This is a genomic window from Pseudomonas viciae (genome assembly GCF_004786035.1).
Lineage (GTDB): Bacteria > Pseudomonadota > Gammaproteobacteria > Pseudomonadales > Pseudomonadaceae > Aquipseudomonas > Aquipseudomonas viciae.
Genome location: NZ_CP035088.1, coordinates 4,754,569 through 4,774,561 on the forward strand (window position 1 = coordinate 4,754,569; position 19,993 = coordinate 4,774,561).

Sequence of the window (19,993 nt, forward strand, 5' to 3'; positions counted from 1 at the left end):
CTCGTTGCTTTTTTAATGGAGCAGCGAGATTGTCCAGCGCATTCGAAAACACAATATTCGAAGACCCCATTCTGAACGTTATCCACCTTCTAAACTCCATCGCCCAGGAAAACCCGGAAGCCATTTCCCTGGCTTCAGGTCGGCCGGATGATGAGCAGTGTGACCCCGTGCTCATCGACAAGGGGTTGACCCGTTACCAACAGCACGTCGCCAGTACTGAGCAGTCACTTGCAACACTGCTTTGCCAATATGGAAAAACCGCTGGAGTCATCAATGACATCCTCGCCGACTATTTGCAGGTGGATGAAGGGATAAAAGTTCTTAACCCTGAAAGCATTGTGGTGTGCATGGGCTTTCAAGAAGCTTGCACTTTGACGCTCTTATCCATCTTTGAGGGCGGCGGTATTTTATTGGTGCCGGATCCGGTGTTTTCCGGGATTACGGGGATTGCAAAACTGCTAAGGATAAAAATCCTACCCGTGCCCATGGCGACCTTTCTCAACCCCACTGCCCTGCGCAAGGTAGCTGAAGACCTTGAATCCAGAGGGGAAAAAATCAAAGCACTGTATGCGATTGCGGATTTCAGCAACCCCACCGCCGACAGCCTTTCCTATCACGACAGGCGGGCGATGCTGCGTTTAGCCAAGGAAATGGATTTTTTCATCCTCGAGGATACTGCCTACAGCTACTTCAGATACGAGGGAGAGAAAATTCCGTCGATGAAGTCGATCGACAGCAGCCGAGTGTTCCTGCTGGGTTCATTTTCAAAGTCGATTTTTCCAGGCTTGCGCATGGGCTATGTGGTCGCTCCAGAAGGCGACGGGGTTATGCCCTTCAGCACCAGGCTGTGCAAGGCCAAAAGCCTGGTCACGGTCAATACCCCGGCCCTGTGCCAGGCTGTTGTCGCAGGGCTACTGATCGAGAACCATTATTCGCTGAAAGGGTTGAACCAACCCAGAGTGTTGTCTTACACAAACAAAAGAGACCACATGATTAAATGCCTTGAGCGGCAATTCCCACTCAAGGCTGACGCCCGAAGAACGATCACCTGGAATCATCCGGCAGGCGGCTTCTTCATCAATGTGCACCTGCCTTTCGTCTTTGGATATTCTGAAATGTGCGAATGCGCCAAGGACTTCAAAGTCATTGTGTTTCCCACTTCCTTGTTCTCACTGACGAACGACGCGGTTACTCAGGTGAGGTTGTCGTTTAGTAATGCGACAACGCCCGAGGTCACACAGGCAATAGACCGTTTCAGGGCATACGTTGAGTTTAAAATGCCCTGAAACACCCCTCTCACGCTGCCGTGGCCAGCATGACGCCAGTGGCTACTTGGTAAGCGCCCAGAATCGTGATGGTTGCCCCGGAAAGGTAGTTGATCAATTTGAGCTTTGATTGGGCGATCCTGGCCTTGAAAATGGAGGAGAAGCCGCTCAATCCCAGCCACCAGGCCGCCGAGCCCAGAAAGATACCTGTCACCATGGGCAGCACTGAGTGCTGACTGCTTTGATCACTGACCATACCGTCACTCAGCGCGGCGAATATCGCGATAAACGATAAGATCGTCATGGGGTTCGACAGGGTCAAGAACAGCGTGGTCGAGTAGGCTTTGAACATGTTGGCACGCTCACCCGCCATAGCGGTTGCGCCGCCCTTCGATCGGATCGTTTGATAACCAATGTAAGCGAGGAATACCCCGCCGAAAATGCACAACCATGGTTTAAAGCTAATGAGCGTTGCGATGATGGCCGTGACCCCCAAGGCCCCAATAAATCCATAGATCGAATCGGCGGTGGCCGCCCCCAACCCTGTCGCGAAACCGGCTCTCCAGCCGAGCATGAGACTTCTCTGTATACACAACAGCCCAATGGGTCCCACAGGCGCTGCAATGCAAAGCCCGATGACCATTGATTTAACGAAAATCAACATAAATGCACCTCCTGAATGGGTACTGGAAGGTTAGGAGAAGTGCATTTTTTTAGAAATTAATTATTAATCTTCGTCACGCCATATCCCTCAGTTTTGCATGAAGTGCTCTCATTCCCCCTTCATTATTAAGGTGAAGCAACACCCCGACCCTCAGACAGAACAATCCACGAAAATTGTTCGTTAGAGGTTCACGGAGACTGACTCTCTACACCCTGAGGATTGAACTGAGTTTTTCACGCGCATAAAAAAACGCCGCTCAATGAGCGGCGTTTTTTTGAATTTGGAGCGGGAAACGAGACTCGAACTCGCGACCCCGACCTTGGCAAGGTCGTGCTCTACCAACTGAGCTATTCCCGCAAATGGCGTCCCCTAGGGGACTCGAACCCCTGTTACCGCCGTGAAAGGGCGGTGTCCTAGGCCACTAGACGAAGGGGACACGCTGCCCGGAACACATGGTGTGTGTTCCAGTGCCCAGACCCGCATCCTAAGATGCCGGCTCTGGTTTCACTCAGCCCTGCCCGAAAGCAACGCTGTTTAAAAATGGAGCGGGAAACGAGACTCGAACTCGCGACCCCGACCTTGGCAAGGTCGTGCTCTACCAACTGAGCTATTCCCGCATTGGCGTCCCCTAGGGGACTCGAACCCCTGTTACCGCCGTGAAAGGGCGGTGTCCTAGGCCACTAGACGAAGGGGACACACGTACAACATTCACTGCTTACCGCGTTTAGCTGAGTGCTTTACGCTGTAAGTGGCGCGCATTCTATGGATGGATTGGAGGGTCGTCAACCCCCAGATATAAATTTATTTAAATCAATGACTTCGCCCGGTTTGGAGGCCATTCGCAGATTTTGCTCGCCTGGTCTCTGACGTCTATATTCTGTCGCCCGCCAAGACGCTATAGTCGCGTCTGGCAAATAGTGGCAATGTGCATCTACTTAGCTGTGCTTCATATAAACAGCACGACGCCCGTCTAATCACGTCGCACGGGCCTATGCGCTTAAAAGCCAAGCCACTACACTCATAACATGCGAACCCCATTAAAGAGGTCTTACCGGTGACACCACTCATGATCACCCTGCTCGTCGTAGCCGGGATCGCACTGTTGATTGCCATTGGCTACATGAACCATGTGGTGGAAAACAATAAGCTGGAAAAGGCCCGCACCAAGGTTGAACTCAACGACCGCATGCGTCGCTGTGGCGAACTCACGGAAACCTTTCCGGGGCAGTTGATGACCCCGGCCCTGAAATTGCTGATGACGCGCCTTGAGATGAACGTCTGCCAGCGCTTGCTGAACCTGGAGAAAACCAATAACGCGGTCAAGGCGCGCCTTGATGAACTGAACGCATTAGCCGCCCAAGGTGAATCGATCCCGGTAAACAATCCACCAGCACCGATCCTGACCGAGGCCAAGGCCAAGGATGTGCGGTTTCTGCTCGAGGCTTTGCATGGTCAGATCACCCGCGCCGCCCAGGACGGTTTTCTGCCAGCCAACGAAGCCAAGCGCTGGATCCGCGAAGTACGGCACATCCTCGTCCTGTTGCACATCGAGTTCTTCAACAACCTCGGTCAACAAGCCTTGCAGCAAGAGCAACCAGGCCAGGCCCGCCTGGCATTCGAACGCGGCGTGCAATACTTGCGCAAACAACAGGAACCGCAGGTCTACGCCGAGCAACTGGCCTACCTGGAGAAACTCCTGGGCCGGGCCAATGCCATGGTCCTGGCCAGCACCCAGCCCGTCGAAGGCGAAGTCAACCAGTTGACCGAAGGCTTGAAGGATGACGAAATAAACGACGAGTGGAAGAAGAAGAAGGTTTACGACTGAAATGTGGCGAGGGAACTTGCTCCCGCCAAGCTGTGTAGGAGCTGTCGAGTGCAACAAGGCTGCGGTCTTTCTCCAAACGCTTGAGTCCCAAGCGAAAGATCAAAACATCGCAGCCTTCAGTAGCGCCTACACAGCCCAACGGGAGCAAGCGCTCATGGAACAAATCACAACCTGAAATGCCCCACCATCCCCTTCAGCTTAACGCCCAACTGTGCCAGCTCAATGCTGGACGCGGCATTGCCCTGCATCGCCAGGGAGGATTGATCGGCGCTGGCCCGAATACTGGTGACGCTGCGGTTGATCTCCTCGGCCACTGAACTCTGCTGCTCGGCCGCAGCCGCGATCTGCTGGTTCATCTGTTGGATCAACGACACAGCAGCAGCAATGCTTCCCAGGGCGCTTTCAGTCTGCAGTGCATCGCTGACCGCCATTTTCACTAGCTCGCCACTGCTCTGGATCTGCTGCACGGAGGTGTGGGCCGCTGAGCGCAAGGCGCTGACCAACCGCTCGATTTCCTCGGTGGACTGTTGCGTGCGCCTGGCCAGGGCCCGCACCTCATCGGCCACCACTGCAAAGCCCCTGCCCTGCTCACCGGCCCGAGCAGCCTCAATGGCGGCATTGAGCGCCAGCAAGTTGGTTTGCTCGGCAACGCTCTTGATCACACTCAATACCGTACCGATGTTCTGGATCTCCGCGCTGAGGCTTTCAATGCTGGTGCTGGCCGAAGTGGCCGAATCGGCCAGTTGCTCGATACGCACCATGCTCTGACGCACCACCTGTTGGCCGCTCTCGACTTTATCGTCGGCGGTCTGGGCCGCTTGAGCCGCTTCTTCGGCATTGCGCGCCACGTCGTGGACGGTGGCGGTCATCTGGTTCATGGCCGTGGCGACCTGCTCGGTTTCCTCTTTCTGGCTGCTGACCTCCAGGTTGGTCTGCTCCGTCACGGTCGACAGCGATTGGGCGGAGTTGGCCAACTGCTCGATACCGGCCTGCAAGCCACTGACGATACTGCTCAGGCCGGCCCCCATCTGTTGCATGGCCAGCATCAACTGACCAATTTCGTCGCGGCGCGTCACTTCGACCGTAGCGCTCAAGTCACCCGCCGCAATCTGCTGGGCGACACGAATGACGCTGCGCAGCGGTGCAACGATCAACCGGGTAATGACCCAGGCCGCGATCAAGCCCACCAACAGTGCCAGGGCCGACGAACCGATGATCAGCAGCGAGTTCTTTTTCAGTTCGGTCCGCATCGCACCGTCTTCGGCGCTGTAGGCCTGGTCTACCCGCTCCACGACTTGGGCGGCCCGCTCGTGCAGTTGTTGGTAGACGATTTTTTCCTTGGCCAACAGCCCGGTGTATTCGGCCAGTTGCTGGTTGAACCCGGCGATGTGCCCGGCCACTTCGTTAAGCACGGTCTGGTAACCCGGGTCCTTGATGACGGCCTTGAGCGCTTCAGCCTGTTTCATGGCCTGCTCGGCCTGTTCAATATTGCCTTGCCCGACCGCCTCATCACTGCCTTTGCGACTCTGGTCCAGACGGACCCGCGCTTCGTTCATGGCCTGCAGCATCAACCGCGACACTTCGCTGATCTGGTTGGCCTGCTCGATGAACTCAGCGCCCTCCTTGCCTTCGGTGTCTTTCAAGGTATAGGCGCCATCGTCCGCCAACCCCGCCTGTAGCACATCCAGGTTATTGGCGACGCTGGACACCGACCAACTGGCCATTTCCAGCGCCAGGTCCTTGCTCTGGCTCAAGCTGACAAACTCGTCGAACGCTTTGCGATAAGCCGCCAGCGCCTGCTCGACGTCGCTCATCACCGGGCCATTGGCCGCCGACTGCGCCTTGAGCACGTTCGCCAGGACAATCAGCCCGTCGACGCCCTGGCGCAGGGCGTCGGCCGTCTTAGCGTCGGAGCGCAGGGCGTAGTCCTGCTCAAGCAGGCGGACCTTGAGTAGCTCGCTGTTAAGGGCGGACATCTGTTTGAGCCCCTCGAAGCGATGGCTGATGGTCTGCAGGGACCAGACTCCGATAGCCGCCACCACAGCAGTGAGCAGTAATACCAGGACGAACCCGATACCCAGTTTTTTTGCCATACCGAGGTTGGCAAAACGTCCTTGCACGGCCGAAATCATTGCGCTCAGTCCTCTGCCAGTGTGTGTTGATTGCAGATTCGCAACGAGACGCCCCGCAACACAAGATGCTGGCGTCGGAATAATGGCAAAAAGCTACAGCCGCGTCGTTTTCAGGACACTCAAGGTCGATCCAAGGCCGCGGCCCGGAAAAATGCTTGTGCCCTGGGGTCCAATGCGTAGGCCACGTTGATCCGCAACCAGTCACTGTCGGCACCTGAAGGGCTGAAGGCCGTTCGCGAAGACAGCGATACGCCAAACCGCTTGGCCAAGCGTTGTAGTCCAGCGTAGTCACACAATGGCGGACGTGCCCAGATGAACAGCCCACCGACCGGTTTGCCAAAGACTTCCCAGTCGGCGTCTTCCAGCACCTGCAACACCGCCGCCCGATCGGCATTGAGACGTTGGCGCTGGCGCTGGACCAGCTTGCGATAGGCACCGTTGGCCAGCAGGCGGGCGAGCACCGACTCACAAAACCGCGATCCGCCCATGCTGGTAATGCCCTTGACCTCGCTGAGGCGCACGATGACGGATGGCCCGGCCGCCACGAAACCGACTCGCAACGAGCTGCTCAGGGTTTTCGAGAAGCTGCCAACGTAGACCACGTCGGCGTCCAGCGCCGCCAGCCGGGTCCGCGCCGAACCCTGGAAATCGGCATAGACATCGTCTTCGATCACCAGCATGGCGTGTTTTTTTGTCAGTTGCAGCAGCCGCTGGGCCACGGCCGGGACCAGGCTGCTGCCGGTCGGGTTATGGCAGGCGCTGTTGACGAACAGGGCACTGGGCCGATGAGTTGCCAGGAGGGTTTGCAGTGCATCGACGTCCGGGCCGCGCGGGGTCCTGGGCAGTTCGATCATGTCGATCTTATACAGCCTGAGCAGCTCGAACAGTTTCGAATAACCGGGGCTTTCCACGACGACGCAGCTCCCCGGCTGCAACAGTGTCCGCACGATCAGGTCCAGCCCGTGGGTGGCTCCGGTCGTGGTCATGATCAGGTTCTTATCGGCTTCGATATTGAGCAGCTTCAGGCGCCGGGACAGTTGCTCGCGCAAGGCGGGCAACCCCAACGGCGTACTGTAGTTGAACAGCCCCGCCATATCGGTGCGGGTAACCTGGCGGATCGCATAGCCCAGGTCATCGCTTTCACGCCAGCTCTCGGGAAGCCCGCCACACCCCAACTTCAACGCCCATTGCGAACTGCCGGGCAAATGCCCCTGGATCGGTGGCGCACCTTGCGGCCGATTTTCGTCGAGGGTGTCAGGTGACGGGGCGACAAAAAAACGAGAGCCGTGACGGGACGCCAACAGCCCTTGGGCAACCAGGCGTTCGCACGCTTCGCTGACACAGGACTGGCTGAGCAGATTCTCCCGCGCCAGTTGCCGGATGGATGGCAAGCGAGTGCCCGGTTGCACCGCATCCTGTCGGATCCAGCCTGCCAGCCCGTCGACAATCTGCTGCACGACGGGCACCAGGGCCTGTCGGTCGATTCTCAATTCCATGAGTAACCAAGCTCCTAAGCGTTTGTTTTATTTCCGGAAACAGTTAAGCACAGGCCGCCACCTGACGATGTACGACAACAGCCTCAAAACCGCTGATTCTCACTCCTTGAAACACATTGTCGGTCCCTTCCCAGGACTTTTCCGCCGCCCAAGAAAAAGCCCGCACCCAGTGCGGGCTTTTCCTACAAACTCAGCAGACGGTCCTCAGAAAGCCGTGACACCGCCGTCCACCGCCAGGGAATGACCCGTGGTGAATGCCGCTCCATCGCTGCACAAGTACAGCACAGCACTGGCGATCTCCTCGACCTTGCCAATACGACCCACTGGGTGCATGGCGTTGGCGAACTCACCCTTTTTCGGATCCGCCTCATAGGCACGACGGAACATGTCGGTGTCGATCACCGCCGGGCAGACCGCATTCACGCGGATTTTCTTCTTGGCATACTCGATGGCCGCCGACTTGGTCAGGCCGATCACAGCGTGCTTGGAGGCCGCATAGATGCTCATCTTCGGCGCCGCCCCCAGGCCGGCCACCGAAGCCGTGTTGACGATGGCCCCGCCGCCTTGGGCCAGCAGCAATGGTAATTGGTATTTCATGCACAGCCAGACGCCCTTCACATTGACGCCCATGATCGCGTCGAACTCATCGAGGGTGCCATCGGCCAGCTTGCCCTTCTCGATCTCGATCCCGGCGTTGTTGAAGGCGTAATCGAGGCGACCGTAGGTATTGATCACTTCGTTCATCAGGTTCTGCACGTCGTTTTCCAGCGTCACGTTGCAGCGCACGAACACCGCCTCGCCGCCCGCCTCTCGAATCGACTGCACCGTGCCCTCGCCGCCCGTCACGTCCAGGTCGGCCACCACCACTTTCAGGCCCTCTGCCGCGAACGCCTGGGCAGTGGCGCGGCCAATGCCCGCGGCTGCGCCCGTTACCACGGCGACCTGTCCAGAAAACGTCATGCTCATTGTCAGTTCCTCGAAGAATGCGGGGGATGACGCCAGTCTAGCCACAGGTCTCGATGACGCGGCAGCACTATCCAATTGCCGTTTGAGCATTCATGGGCGCCAGTGATAAAGCGCCTGGCCGGACTATCACTGTGTTGGATCGAAGTGCATTCGCTGCATCAGCAAACCTTGCGGCAAAGGCTTCGAAGGTCTATCAACAAGGCTTCATTCATCTTGAGTGCCAGCCATGACTGCCCAGACCAATCGCCAGTTCCTGCTCGCCAAACGCCCGGTGGGCGCCGCGACCCGCGAGACTTTCACTTATCAACAAGTACCGGTCGGCGAACCGGCAGCCGGTCAGATCCTGGTGAAGAACGAGTATTTGTCCCTGGACCCGGCCATGCGCGGCTGGATGAACGAAGGCAAGTCCTACATTCCACCAGTGGGCATCGGTGAAGTGATGCGCGCATTGGGTGTAGGCCAGGTGATTGCATCGAACAACCCGGGGTTCGCCGTCGGGGACTACGTCAACGGTGCGTTGGGCGTGCAGGATTATTTCCTCGGCGAGCCGAGAGGCTTCTACAAGGTCGATCCGAAACTGGCGCCGCTACCCCGTTATTTGTCCGCGCTGGGCATGACCGGCATGACTGCCTATTTCGCCCTGCTGGACGTTGGCGCGCCCAAGGCCGGCGAGACCGTGGTGCTGTCGGGTGCCGCCGGTGCGGTGGGCAGCATTGCCGGGCAGATCGCCAAGATCAAAGGCTGCCGCGTGGTAGGCATCGCCGGTGGGGCCGACAAATGCAAGTTCCTGATCGATGAACTGGGCTTCGACGGCGCCATCGACTACAAGAGCGAAGACGTCCATGCCGGCCTCAAGCGCGAATGCCCCAAAGGCGTGGATGTGTATTTCGATAACGTCGGTGGCGACATTCTGGACGCAGTGCTCAGCCGCCTGAATCTCAAGGCCCGCGTGGTGATTTGCGGCGCCATCAGCCAGTACAACAACAAGGAAGCGGTGAAGGGCCCCGCCAACTACCTGTCGCTGCTGGTCAACCGAGCGCGCATGGAAGGTTTCGTGGTCATGGACTATGCCGCGCAATTCGCCGCCGCCGGGCAGGAAATGGCCGGCTGGATGGCCAAGGGGCAACTCAAGAGCAAGGAAGATATCGTCGAAGGGCTGGAGACGTTCCCCGAGACGCTGACCAAATTGTTCAGTGGGGAGAATTTCGGGAAGTTGGTACTTAAGGTCTAGTCACAAAACACCTGTGGGAGCGGGCTTGCTCGCGAAGGCGGTGAGTCAGCTGGCATACATGACGCCTGACACTCCGTCTTCGCGAGCAAGCCCGCTCCCACAAGGGGAACCTCAGAGGTTGATCAGGCCAGTTCGGCCACGACCGACGCCAACGCCTTGGCCGGATCCGCTGCCTGGCTGATCGGACGGCCGATCACCAAGTAATCGGAGCCAGCGTCCAGCGCCTGGCGCGGGGTCAGGATGCGGCGTTGATCGTCCTGGGCACTGCCCGCTGGACGAATCCCCGGGGTCACCAGTTGCAGCGACGGATGGGCCGCTTTCAAGGCGCTGGCTTCCAGGGCCGAACAGACCAGACCGTCCAGGCCGGCCTTCTGCGCCAGCGCCGCGAGCCGCAGCACCTGCTCCTGAGGCTCGATGTCCAGGCCGATCCCGGCCAGGTCCTCGCGCTCCATGCTGGTCAGCACGGTCACGCCGATCAGCAGGGGTTTGGGGCCGCTACGCTGATCCAGCACGTCACGACAGGCTGCCATCATGCGCAGGCCACCGGAGCAGTGCACGTTGACCATCCACACGCCCATCTCCGCGGCAGCCTTGACGGCCATGGCGGTGGTGTTGGGGATATCGTGGAATTTCAGATCCAGGAATACTTCAAAACCCTTGTCACGCAGGGTACCGACGATTTCCGAGGCACAGCTGGTGAACAGCTCCTTGCCGACTTTGACCCGGCAGAGCTTGGGGTCCAACTGGTCGGCCAGCTTCAGGGCGGCGTCACGGGTAGGGAAATCCAGGGCGACGATAATGGGCGTCTGGCAGGCGGACATGAGCGGGCTCTCAGGCAAGTCGAAATCGGCGCGCATTGTAGCGGAACCAGCGCCGGTGCGGGACCCGATGATCGGTAAATCATCATCGCGTCCAGAGCAGCATGGACGATGCCGGCCTTTGTGTCGAAGCCGATACACTCATGACATGCGTGCAACATGCCGGCACGCTACCGTCTGGCGCCGCACCCCGTCCTTTCAGCGCTTCACGCCTCGCGGCACGACGCCTATGCTGAAGCCTCAACCTCGCCGCCTTCTTTGCGGTTGGCAGCCTACCTGGCAGATGATGCATCCATGCAGAACACCCCTGTTGCAAATTCTGACGATCAAAAAGCGCCCGACGATGACAAGCGCTGGAGCACCCGCGCGCTGATCGTCGACGACGACGTGCCGATTCGCGAGCTGCTGATCGATTACCTGGCCCGTTTCAGCATCCGCGCCAGCGGCGTGACCGATGGCGCGGCCATGCGCCTGGCAATGCAGGCCGAGCATTTCGACGTGGTCGTGCTCGACCTGATGCTGCCGGGGGAAGATGGCTTGCAACTGTGCCGCTGGCTGCGCGCCGAATCGGACATCCCGATCCTGATGCTCACCGCCCGGTGCGAACCCACCGACCGCATCATCGGCCTGGAACTGGGTGCCGATGACTACATGGCCAAGCCCTTCGAACCCAGGGAGCTGGTGGCGCGGATCCAGACGATCCTGCGCCGGGTGCGTGACGACCGCACCGAACAGCGAGCCAATATTCGCTTCGATAACTGGCGGCTCAACAGCGTGCTGCGCCAACTGATCTCCGCCGACGGGCTGGTGGTGCCGCTGTCCAACGCCGAATTCCGCCTGTTGTGGGTCTTCATCGAACGGCCGCGCCGGGTACTCAGCCGCGAGCAACTGCTGGACGCCGCCCGTGGACGCTCCATCGAGGCGTTCGACCGCAGCATCGATCTGCTGGTCTCGCGCCTGCGCCAGAAGCTGGGCGACGACCCGAAGGCGCCGCAACTGATCAAGACCGTTCGCGGTGAAGGCTACCTGTTCGACGCTCGGGACATCGGCTGATGCGCTTGCGCCTCGACTCCCTGTTCGGCCGTCTGTTTGGCGTGCTGTTGCTGGCGATCGTCCTGGCGCATCTGTTGGCGTTTGCCTGGTTTGCTCACTACGACAGGCCACCACCGCCCGGGCCACCGCCGGAATTTTCCCGACAAACCGAAGGGCGACCAGCCTTCGGTCCGCCACCCAACCGACCTGCGCGCCCCTGGTTCGGCGGCCCGGTGGTGCCGCTGACGTTCCAGTTCGTGTGCCTGATCGTGGCCGCCTGGTACGGTGCGAAATTGCTGACCCGGCCGATCCAGCGCCTGAGCGAGGCCGCCGAGCGCCTGAGCGAGAACCTCGACAGCCCACCACTGGAAGAAACCGGCCCCCGGGAAGCGCGGCAGGCGGCCCATACATTCAACCTGATGCAGCAACGGATTCGCGAACAGGTGCAGCAGCGCTCACGCATGCTCGGCGCGGTGTCCCATGACCTGCGCACTCCACTGTCGCGACTCAAGCTGCGCCTGGAGCAGATCGATGACCTCAAGCTGCAAGGCCAGATGCGCCAGGATTTGAACGACATGATCGGCATGCTCGACGCGACCCTCACCTACCTGCACGAACAGCGCACCAGCGAAGCCCTGCAATGGATGGACGTGCAGGCGTTGGTGGAATCGCTGAGCGAAAACGCCCAGGACCAGGGCGCCGATGTGCAGGCCAGCGGCTCCTGTGCGCCGCTGCAGGTGCAGCCGATGGCACTGCGCTCGTGCCTCAACAACCTCATGGACAACGCCCTGCGTTATGCCGGTCACGCCTTGATTACCCTGGAAGACCAGCCTCACCAGTTACTGATCCGGGTCATCGACCACGGCCCGGGTATTGCGGCGGACAAACGCGAGACAGTATTCGAACCCTTCTATCGCCTGGAAGGCTCGCGCAACCGCAATTCCGGCGGCGTCGGCCTGGGCATGACCATCGCCCGGGAAGCCGCAGAACGCCTCGGCGGGCAGTTGAGCCTGGAAGAAACGCCGGGGGGTGGGTTGACGGCGGTGATCAGCCTGCCTCGCGCCTGAGAACACACCTATCACCTGTGGGAGCGAGCTCGCTCCCACAGGGGCCAGCGTTGATCCGGAGGTTTTGTACACCCACCGGTACAAACTCCACACACCCACGACAACTGCCCCGCCGACGCTGCATAAGCCGGTGCACCCACCGGCATTCCAGCCCAAGGAGAGCGCCCATGATCGGTAGCGTCAGCAGTTACTCGCCCTACACCAGCACCAGCAGTACCGCGACCAGCAGTGCCCGCAGCCAGCAGTTTCAAAAGGAGCTGCTCAGCAAGCTCGACAGCAGCGGCGACGGTTCGGTTGATCAGGACGAATTGAGTACCGCCCTGTCGCAGAAGAGCGACGACGGTATCCTGGTCAGCCTGAGCGACAATTTCAGCGATCTGGACAGTGACGGCAGCGGTGACTTGAGTAGCGAGGAAATGGCCGCGATGGCCCCTCCACCTCCACCTCCACGGAACCAGGCGCCGGATACCGAACTGGCCGAGGCGCTGCTCAGCACCTTGGACGCCGACGGTGATGGCACGATCAGCAGCGATGAATTGAGCAGCGGCCTGGCCAGTGCTGGCAGCGATGCCGACAGTCAGCAAGTGTTCTCGGCGCTGGACAAGAATGAAGACGGTACCGTCAGCGCCGACGAACTCGCCGCCAGCCTCGCCCCACCGCCTCCACCACCGCAACAGGCCTCCAGCGAAGAGCTGTTCAGCCAGCTCGACAGCGATGGCGACGGCAGTGTTACCGCCAGCGAACTGACCAGCGCCCTGCAGGCCAGCGACAGCACCGCCACGAGCACCGACACCAGCGCAATGCTGATCAAAGCACTCGACAGCGACAGCAGCGGCGGGGTCGACAGCGACGAGTTCAACAGCACCTTGCAGGCCGGACGCAGCAGCGACAGTTCCACCGCCCAGGCCAATGGCAGCGAAGCGTTGAACAGGATGATCGCCAACCTCAGCCGGCAATACTCGCTGGATAACGTCGCGACCGTGGGGAAACACCTGAACGTGGCGACTTGATTCACCGGGGCTGCACTCGTAGGAGCTGCCGAAGGCTGCGATCTTTTGATCTTTCGCTTGGATTCAAGGGTCTGGGGAAAGATCGCAGCCTCGTTGCACTCGACAGCTCCTACACAGCTCCTACGCCCCCAGCGGGAGCAAGCTCCCTCGCCACAGGTGCTCGGCATTCACACTATCGTGCCTGGCTCTTGCTCCAATCCGTCAGCAAACTGTACGCCACCGCCAGCAAGGTCGGACCGATGAACAGGCCGATGAAACCGAAGGCGATCAAGCCGCCGAACACCCCCAGCAGCACGATCACCAATGGCAGGTTTCCGCCACGGCTGATCAGGTAGGGTTTGAGCACGTTGTCCACGCCGCTGATGATGAAGGTGCCCCAGATACCGAGGAACACCGCCATCCCATATTCACCCTTCCACGCCAGCCAGGCCGTGGCGGGGATCCAGACCAGCGGCGGCCCCATGGGAATCAGGCTGAGCAGGAAAGTGACGATACCCAGCACCAGCGCCCCCGGCACCCCGGCGATCAGGAAGCCGATCAGTGCCAGCACGGCCTGGGCCGCCGCAGTACCGATCACACCGTTGACCACCCGTTGCACCGTTCCGGCCACCAGTTCGATGTAATAGCCGGCACGGTCGCCGATCAGGCGCTCCAGCAGTCCATGGACGAACACCGCCAATCGTGGGCCGTCGCGATAGAAAAAGAACACGAACACAATGCTCAGGGTCAGTTCGAGAATCCCACCGCCGATCTGCGCGCTGCGGGCCAGCAGCCAGTTGCCGACCTGCCCCAGGTAGGGTCTGATGGACACCATCATTGCCGCACCCTGCTGGTCGATGCTGTTCCAGATACCCACCAACCGCCCGCCCACCAGCGGCACGCCGGCCAGCCAGGTCGGGGCTTCGGGCAGACCGTCAACCTGCACGTCCTTGATGAACGCCGTGGCATCGCGCACATGATCGGCCAGGTTGAACCCCAGCCACACCAGCGGTACCGCCACCAACAGCATCCAGCCCAACGTCAGCAACGCCGCCGCCAGGGATTCGCGGCCATTGAGCCAGCGGGTCAGCAGGCGCATCAGCGGCCAGCTGGCGAACGCCAGCACCGCGCCCCAGAACAGCGCCGACCAGAACGGCGCCATCACCCAGAGGCTTGCGCCGAACAACACCAGGAGCAGGATCTGCACCAACAGCCGATCGTTATTGAGCATGTAAGGTCTCGAAAATGGACAGGGCCAGGGTCACGGCGTGAAGCCCGTCACCCGCAACAGCTTATCGCAGCAACTCAAGGTGCAGGCCCGCCACATCGCCACGGGCAGCTTCCATCCGCGCCGCCCGGACACCCTGGTCAATCAGCGCCTGGCGCCAGGTCTCGGCCTGCGGACCGGCGATACTGACCCGCAGGCCCGTGTCCAGGTTCAGCGCCCGGGACAGCAGGCGTAGCCAGGTGTCATCCGGCTCACCGGCAAGACGCGGCAAGTCCAGCACCCCGGTGTCCTTGAGTTGGCGCAGCAGCGTGGCCGAGGTCGGCAGCAACTCGCCCAGTGCTGCGCTCGACTCGAACTGCTCGACATGCAGGTAGGCCTTGCGGTTACCGCGCGTGATGCCGTACAGCGCAATCAATGTGTTGTCCGCCGGTGGCGCCAGGCGCAACAGCAGATAGGCCTGACCATTGTCGGCACCGTAGAGCTTGGAATTGCCGAATACTTCGTTGGCCCACAGGCTGCTTTCACCGCAATCGCGGGCCTGGCACCAGAACAACAGCTCGGCGCCCTGCTTCTGCAACGCTTCGCGAGCGGCGGTAAAGGCTTGGGTGGCGGAATGTTCCGGCGGCAGCTCGTAAGTGACCGACGTGACATTGCCACGGGCCTCGACCTGGCCGTCGAAGCGCAACTGGCCGCTGATCCTACGGATCGAGCCCATGGGGTAGACGCGCTCCAGGTCGCTGGTTTGCCGGTAATCGACGATCTGCGCATCGGGCAGGCGTGGCACACGCTCCAGATCGTGACTGCCGGGCACATCGACGGCGAACGACGCCGGGCTGAAGCAACCCAGCGCCAGCAGGGCGAGTGAATGAACGGATAATTTCATCGGATCGGCATGGCCTGAGTCACTTGGACGAAACAGGCGTCGTCGATGCGCCGCGTGGCGGGTAAACAGAGATCTGTCATGGTTGTCTCCCTTTCAACCCGCCCAGCCTCGACAGTTGCCCGGCGCAAGTCAAGAAACGGTGAAGAACCGATTGAAACAGTCTGCTACAAGCGCGGCACCGTCCTCGTCGTTCAGGTGCAAATGATGGCCGCCCGGCAACTGCTCATGACTGAAGGGTAGACGCTCCAGCAGTTCAGGGTGCTGGGCAAGCATGCCGTCGGCCGCCACCACCAGGTGCGCAGGACAAGCGACCCGCGCGACGAAGGCCATGGCCTGCTCATCGGTCAGGCGCAGCGGCGATGGCAAGGTCAGGCGGTTGTCGGTACGCCAGGTGTAACCTCCCGGCACCGGCATCAGGCCACGTTGGGCCAGCAACTCGGCGGCCTCGCGGCTGACCGCCACCAGTCCTTTCATGCGCGCTTCGATGGCCCGATCGAGGGTTTTGTAGACCGGTTTGCGTTTTTGCTGCAAATCCAGCTGCGCTTGCAGGGCCATGCCCATGCGTTCGGCGGCGTTATCGCCTTTGGCGGTCGGAGGAATCACCCCGTCGATCAGGCCCAAGTGCGTTACGCGTTCTGGCAACGAGCCGGCCAGCACCAGCGAGACAATGGCGCCCATGGAGTGCCCCAACAGGGCGAAACGCTTCAAGCCCAGTTGTTCGGCGACTTGCAGCACGTCATGGGCATAGTCCCACAGGGCGTAACCGGCTCCGGGCGGCCGATGCCCGGAGTGACCGTGGCCGGCCATGTCCAGGGCAATCACCCGCAGGCCTGCAAGCCTTGGGGCCAGCCGGGCGAAGCTGTTGGCGTTGTCCAGCCAGCCATGCAGGGCGATCACTGGCCGGCCCTCTTCCGGGCCGAACAGATGGGCCGCCAGTTCGATGTGGGGCAAGCTCAGGCGGACTTCTTCGACCCCACTCATCGGCTGCGACCTTCCCAGCGCTGGAGCAAATCCTTGAGCAGATCAGCCGTGTCTTGCGGCCGCTCCAGGGGGAACATATGGCCGCCAGGCATGCTCAGGGATTCGCCCTGGGGCATGCGCCCCACCGAGCGGGTGTGATGCCCCATCACTACCCGACTTTGCCGGCCGCGCACCACCGCCAGCGGCACTTTGAGCTTACGGGTCCGTCCTGGGCTGGTGTGCGGCACGCCACGGTAGATGCTGATTTCCGTGGCCGGGTCGAAGCGCAGCCGCAACCGATCGCCAACTGGCTGCAGGCCATGTTGCAGGTAGGCGTCGAAGCAGTCCGGGTCAAACCCGCGGAACAGTGTCTTGCCGGCAAAATACGCCCGGGCCGACGCCAGGTCAGCGAACTCTTCACGCCGTCCCAGGGTCCGGCCGGCCGGGGTCAGGCGGTCGATGAAGCCCAGGCGCTTGGCGGCCAGGATCACCCATTGATCGGTGCGAGTCAGCACCGGCGAATCGAGCATGACCACGCCCCGGTACAACTGTGGGCAGCGCAGCGCCGCGTGCAGGTGCAGTACGCCGCCCAGGGAATGGCCGACGCCCCACACCGGCCCCGCCTGCTGTTCCAGGTGGTGGATGAGTTCATCCACCAGGTTGTGCCAGTTGTCGTCCACCGGGAAACGCGGATCATGGCCGTGCAATTCCAGGTGCGCGACCTCGTACTGCGGCGCCAGCGCGGCGAACAGCTTGCCGTAGGTGGCCGAGGGAAAACCATTGGCGTGGGCGAAAAACACCTGTTGCGACATGACAGCCGATCCATTGGGGAACTGGGGCTGATTGTCCGCAGAACCTGGCGGCACGGCAATGACCGTAACTGACAGGAATGATGACAGTCGGGGTTGGGCTATGGGGGGCAATGGGCAGTGAAACTGTGGCGAGGGGATTTATCTCCTCGCCACAAAGGCCCTCTCCTGCCCCGAAAAGTTAACGAGTTTCAACGCGCCGGCGGTTGCTCGCCCAGCGGCACCACGGCCATGGTCAGGCGCGACACACAGTTGACCTTGCCCTCGTCGTTGGTCAGGCGGATGTCCCAGACCTGGGTGGTGCGCCCCAGGTGCACCATCCGCGCCGTAGCCGTCACGCGACCACTGCGCACGCCGCGCAGGTGGTTGGCATTGATTTCCAGCCCCACGCAATAGAACTTGCTGGCGTCCACACACAGATAGGCGGCCATCGACCCGACCGTTTCCGCCAGCACCACCGACGCACCGCCATGCAGCAGGCCAAATGGTTGGTGAGTACGGTGATCGACGACCATGCTGGCGGTCAGGGATTCGTCGTCGAAAGACTCGAACCGAATGTCCAGCACTTCGCTGATGGTGTTCTTCCCGGCGGCGTTCAGTTGCTCGATGTTGGGGGGGGTGCGCCACAGACTCATCGTTGCCCTTCCTTTGTGATTTTCAGGGTGCTCAATCTTAGGGGTGCTTGATGCCCTTGAGCATCATCACCCCAGCCAACGGCAGATCGCCTTCCAGCTCAGCCAGGCCAGCCGTTTTCACCTGCTCAGGTTGTTGCAGATGACCATGTTGCAGCAAGCCCAACAAGCTACCCACCAGAGGGTTATGGCTGACCAGCAGCACATCGCCCTGATCATCGAGGTGTTCCAGGACTTTTTGCGGCCGGGTGTCCGGCGTGAGCCAGTCCACCGTGATCAGTTCCGGCTGAAAACCCAGCGCTTGGCGCACCAATAGCGCGGTCTGCTGGGCGCGCAGGTAGGGGCTGGCATAGATGGCGCTCAACGGTTGACCGATCAACTGCGCGGCGCTGCGCAACACTTCCTCGCGACCATGAGCGGTCAGCGCCCGCTCGGGGTCGGGACGGGCGCCGTAGGGCTCGGCTTCACCGTGGCGCAATACCCACAGCTTCATAGCTTCGGCTCTTCGTCACGAACCGGATGCGGGGCCGGTGCCACAACGTGAGGAGCTTCCCCCTCCGGGGCGCGCGGGGTTGGCCAATCAGCGAACGGCCAGGGTTTCTGGTCACTGTGGAAAGTGCCGAAACGGCCGATCTGGGCCAGGAACTGGCTCAGGCTGTCGCCGAAATTCATCAGGCTGGCGCTGGGTGCGCCGTAGATCAGCCGATAGATCAGTTGCACCAGCACCACGGCGCCGAGGATGAATTGCGCCACCTGCCAGACCAACAGATAAATGACCATCCACAGCACACGCAGCAGGATGGATTCGTATTGGGGCTGCTCTTTCGGATCGTTCATAGCTCGCTCCTGCTTGCGCTCAATAAAGGCTCAGTTGAAACCGCTGGTGGAAATGAAATCGACGTCGGTCTTCGGTTCGCCACGCATCAACAGTTCGATCACCTGTTCCAGCGTGCGCCCTTCGAACAGAATCGCATGCAACCCGGCGACCAGCGGCATGTACACCTCGGCCTCCTGGGACTTGGCCTTGAGGACCTTGAGGGTGTTCACCCCTTCGGCCACTTCGCCCAGGCGCGACACGGCTTCATCAAGGCTAAGGCCCTGGCCGAGGGCGAAACCGACTTGATAGTTGCGGCTCTTGGGCGAGGAACAGGTGACGATCAGATCGCCCACCCCGGCCAACCCCAGGAAGGTCATCGGATTGGCGCCCTGGCTGACGGCAAAGCGGGTCATTTCCGCCAGCGCCCGGGTGATCAGCATACTCTTGGTGTTCTCACCCATGCCCAGCGCCACCGCCATCCCGGCGATGATTGCATAGACATTCTTCAGTGCCCCGCCCAGCTCCACGCCAAAACGGTCGGCGCTGGCGTAGACCCGGAAGGTGCGACCATGGAGCGCGGCCTGGACCTGCTGACACAGGTCTTCGTCTTCACTGGCGACCACGGTGGCGGTCAAGGCGTGTTCGGCGATCTCCCGGGCCAGGTTCGGCCCGGAAATCACACCGATGCGCGCCTTCGGGGCGATCTCTTCGAGAATCTCGCTCATCAGCTTGAAGGTCTGGGCTTCGATGCCCTTGGTCAGGCTCACCAGCAACTTGCCACTCAAGCGTTCGGCATGGGGCGCCAGTACCGAGCGCAGGGCACTGGACGGCAAGGCGACGAAAAACAGCTCGCTGCCCTCAAGTGTCGCCTGCAAATCAGTGACCGGCTCCACTTCCGGGCGAATCTTGATGCCTTTGAGGTAACGCGGGTTTTCGCGGTTGACCCGGATGGCCTCGGCCTGCTCAGGGTCACGCATCCATTGGCGCACCGGGTGACCATTCTCGGCCAGCAGGTTAGCCACGGCGGTGCCGAAACTCCCGCCTCCCAGGACCGCAATCGGGCGCTGTTCAGTCATATGCAATCCGTTCATCCATACCAAGTGGCAATGCCGGGCATTATACGGAGCGGCCGGATCGCGACCAGCCCCGCCAACAATTACCGGAGGCTGTAGCAAGCTG

At 60.8% G+C, this 19,993-nt stretch carries 19 protein-coding genes, 4 tRNA genes and 1 pseudogene; 6 read left to right on the plus strand and 18 right to left on the minus strand.

Annotation, left to right across the window (positions count from 1 at the left end; translation table 11 throughout):
* The first annotated feature begins 29 nt into the window (after window positions 1-29).
* Window positions 30-1,286, plus strand: coding sequence for an aminotransferase-like domain-containing protein (locus tag EPZ47_RS20775; RefSeq protein WP_135846514.1), 1,257 nt, complete (start codon window positions 30-32; stop codon window positions 1,284-1,286).
* A gap of 10 nt (window positions 1,287-1,296) precedes the next feature.
* Here the strand turns inward: EPZ47_RS20775 and EPZ47_RS20780 are convergent, their stop codons facing one another.
* The 5 genes from EPZ47_RS20780 to EPZ47_RS20800 all read right to left on the minus strand — a co-directional run bounded on the left by EPZ47_RS20780 (window position 1,297) and on the right by EPZ47_RS20800 (window position 2,624).
* Entirely contained in the window at window positions 1,297-1,929 is a 633-nt protein-coding gene (locus EPZ47_RS20780) for a LysE family translocator (RefSeq protein WP_135846515.1), read from the minus strand.
* A gap of 281 nt (window positions 1,930-2,210) precedes the next feature.
* Window positions 2,211-2,286: transfer RNA gene (locus EPZ47_RS20785), tRNA-Gly, on the minus strand.
* A 3-nt stretch (window positions 2,287-2,289) separates the two neighbouring features.
* Window positions 2,290-2,365, minus strand: a tRNA-Glu gene (locus EPZ47_RS20790).
* Window positions 2,366-2,470: 105 nt separating this feature from the next.
* Window positions 2,471-2,546: transfer RNA gene (locus EPZ47_RS20795), tRNA-Gly, on the minus strand.
* 2 nt (window positions 2,547-2,548) lie between these two features.
* Window positions 2,549-2,624: transfer RNA gene (locus EPZ47_RS20800), tRNA-Glu, on the minus strand.
* Window positions 2,625-2,995: 371 nt separating this feature from the next.
* Between EPZ47_RS20800 and EPZ47_RS20805 the strand changes: the two genes are divergently transcribed.
* Window positions 2,996-3,754 carry a hypothetical protein gene (locus EPZ47_RS20805; RefSeq protein WP_135846516.1) on the plus strand — a complete coding sequence of 253 codons (759 nt, stop codon included), beginning with the start codon at window positions 2,996-2,998 and terminating at the stop codon, window positions 3,752-3,754.
* A 164-nt stretch (window positions 3,755-3,918) separates the two neighbouring features.
* On the opposite strand, the gene EPZ47_RS30930 is transcribed toward EPZ47_RS20805, so the two are convergent.
* From EPZ47_RS30930 to EPZ47_RS20820, 4 genes and pseudogenes are all read right to left on the minus strand, one after another.
* Window positions 3,919-4,800, minus strand: a complete 882-nt coding sequence (locus EPZ47_RS30930; protein ID WP_406550188.1) for a methyl-accepting chemotaxis protein — start codon at window positions 4,798-4,800, stop codon at window positions 3,919-3,921.
* Window positions 4,780-5,886 (minus strand): annotated as a pseudogene (locus EPZ47_RS30935) (HAMP domain-containing protein); the annotation flags it as partial. The pseudogene EPZ47_RS30935 and the gene EPZ47_RS30930, both read right to left, overlap by 21 nt.
* Window positions 5,887-6,005: 119 nt before the next feature.
* Entirely contained in the window at window positions 6,006-7,382 is a 1,377-nt protein-coding gene (locus EPZ47_RS20815; protein ID WP_135846518.1) for an aminotransferase-like domain-containing protein, read from the minus strand.
* Between the two features lie 204 nt (window positions 7,383-7,586).
* Complete coding sequence (locus EPZ47_RS20820; RefSeq protein WP_135846519.1) at window positions 7,587-8,348, minus strand: SDR family oxidoreductase; 762 nt, start codon at window positions 8,346-8,348, stop codon at window positions 7,587-7,589.
* 226 nt (window positions 8,349-8,574) lie between these two features.
* Here EPZ47_RS20820 and EPZ47_RS20825 point away from each other — a divergent pair, with 226 nt between their 5' ends.
* Window positions 8,575-9,579: an NADP-dependent oxidoreductase gene (locus tag EPZ47_RS20825; protein WP_135846520.1), complete on the plus strand. Its 1,005-nt coding sequence runs from the start codon at window positions 8,575-8,577 to the stop codon at window positions 9,577-9,579.
* A 122-nt stretch (window positions 9,580-9,701) separates the two neighbouring features.
* Here EPZ47_RS20825 and pyrF read toward each other — a convergent pair whose 3' ends face one another.
* A complete protein-coding gene (gene pyrF / locus EPZ47_RS20830; RefSeq protein WP_178084273.1) occupies window positions 9,702-10,400 on the minus strand; it encodes an orotidine-5'-phosphate decarboxylase in 699 nt (232 codons plus the stop codon).
* Between the two features lie 291 nt (window positions 10,401-10,691).
* Here pyrF and EPZ47_RS20835 point away from each other — a divergent pair, with 291 nt between their 5' ends.
* The 3 genes from EPZ47_RS20835 to xopAW all read left to right on the plus strand — a co-directional run bounded on the left by EPZ47_RS20835 (window position 10,692) and on the right by xopAW (window position 13,506).
* Window positions 10,692-11,450: a response regulator gene (locus EPZ47_RS20835; RefSeq protein ID WP_135846522.1), complete on the plus strand. Its 759-nt coding sequence runs from the start codon at window positions 10,692-10,694 to the stop codon at window positions 11,448-11,450.
* Window positions 11,450-12,496: a sensor histidine kinase gene (locus EPZ47_RS20840; RefSeq protein WP_135846523.1), complete on the plus strand. Its 1,047-nt coding sequence runs from the start codon at window positions 11,450-11,452 to the stop codon at window positions 12,494-12,496. The genes EPZ47_RS20835 and EPZ47_RS20840 overlap by 1 nt, the downstream gene beginning before the upstream one ends.
* A 167-nt stretch (window positions 12,497-12,663) precedes the next feature.
* Window positions 12,664-13,506 (plus strand): XopAW family type III secretion system calcium-binding effector, encoded by an 843-nt coding sequence (gene xopAW / locus EPZ47_RS20845; protein ID WP_135846524.1) that lies wholly within the window; start codon window positions 12,664-12,666, stop codon window positions 13,504-13,506.
* A gap of 172 nt (window positions 13,507-13,678) precedes the next feature.
* Here the strand turns inward: xopAW and EPZ47_RS20850 are convergent, their stop codons facing one another.
* The 8 genes from EPZ47_RS20850 to EPZ47_RS20885 form a co-directional block, all read right to left on the minus strand.
* Window positions 13,679-14,716, minus strand: a complete 1,038-nt coding sequence (locus EPZ47_RS20850) for an AI-2E family transporter (protein ID WP_135846525.1) — start codon at window positions 14,714-14,716, stop codon at window positions 13,679-13,681.
* Between the two features lie 61 nt (window positions 14,717-14,777).
* The gene (locus tag EPZ47_RS20855; RefSeq protein ID WP_135846526.1) at window positions 14,778-15,596 is read right to left on the minus strand and encodes a DUF4892 domain-containing protein; all 819 of its coding nucleotides are present in this window, start codon (window positions 15,594-15,596) and stop codon (window positions 14,778-14,780) included.
* Between the two features lie 129 nt (window positions 15,597-15,725).
* Window positions 15,726-16,577 carry an alpha/beta hydrolase gene (locus tag EPZ47_RS20860; RefSeq protein ID WP_135846527.1) on the minus strand — a complete coding sequence of 284 codons (852 nt, stop codon included), beginning with the start codon at window positions 16,575-16,577 and terminating at the stop codon, window positions 15,726-15,728.
* On the minus strand, window positions 16,574-17,368 hold the full coding sequence (locus tag EPZ47_RS20865; protein ID WP_135846528.1) for an alpha/beta fold hydrolase: 795 nt from the start codon (window positions 17,366-17,368) through the stop codon (window positions 16,574-16,576). Before EPZ47_RS20865 ends, EPZ47_RS20860 begins: the two co-directional genes overlap by 4 nt.
* A gap of 188 nt (window positions 17,369-17,556) precedes the next feature.
* Window positions 17,557-18,000, minus strand: coding sequence for a hotdog fold thioesterase (locus tag EPZ47_RS20870; protein ID WP_135846529.1), 444 nt, complete (start codon window positions 17,998-18,000; stop codon window positions 17,557-17,559).
* A 37-nt stretch (window positions 18,001-18,037) separates the two neighbouring features.
* Window positions 18,038-18,490, minus strand: coding sequence for a phosphohistidine phosphatase SixA (gene sixA / locus EPZ47_RS20875; RefSeq protein WP_135846530.1), 453 nt, complete (start codon window positions 18,488-18,490; stop codon window positions 18,038-18,040).
* Entirely contained in the window at window positions 18,487-18,834 is a 348-nt protein-coding gene (locus EPZ47_RS20880; RefSeq protein ID WP_135846531.1) for a DUF4389 domain-containing protein, read from the minus strand. The genes sixA and EPZ47_RS20880 overlap by 4 nt, the downstream gene beginning before the upstream one ends.
* Window positions 18,835-18,864: 30 nt before the next feature.
* Window positions 18,865-19,890, minus strand: coding sequence for an NAD(P)H-dependent glycerol-3-phosphate dehydrogenase (locus EPZ47_RS20885; protein WP_135846532.1), 1,026 nt, complete (start codon window positions 19,888-19,890; stop codon window positions 18,865-18,867).
* Window positions 19,891-19,993 lie beyond the last annotated feature (103 nt).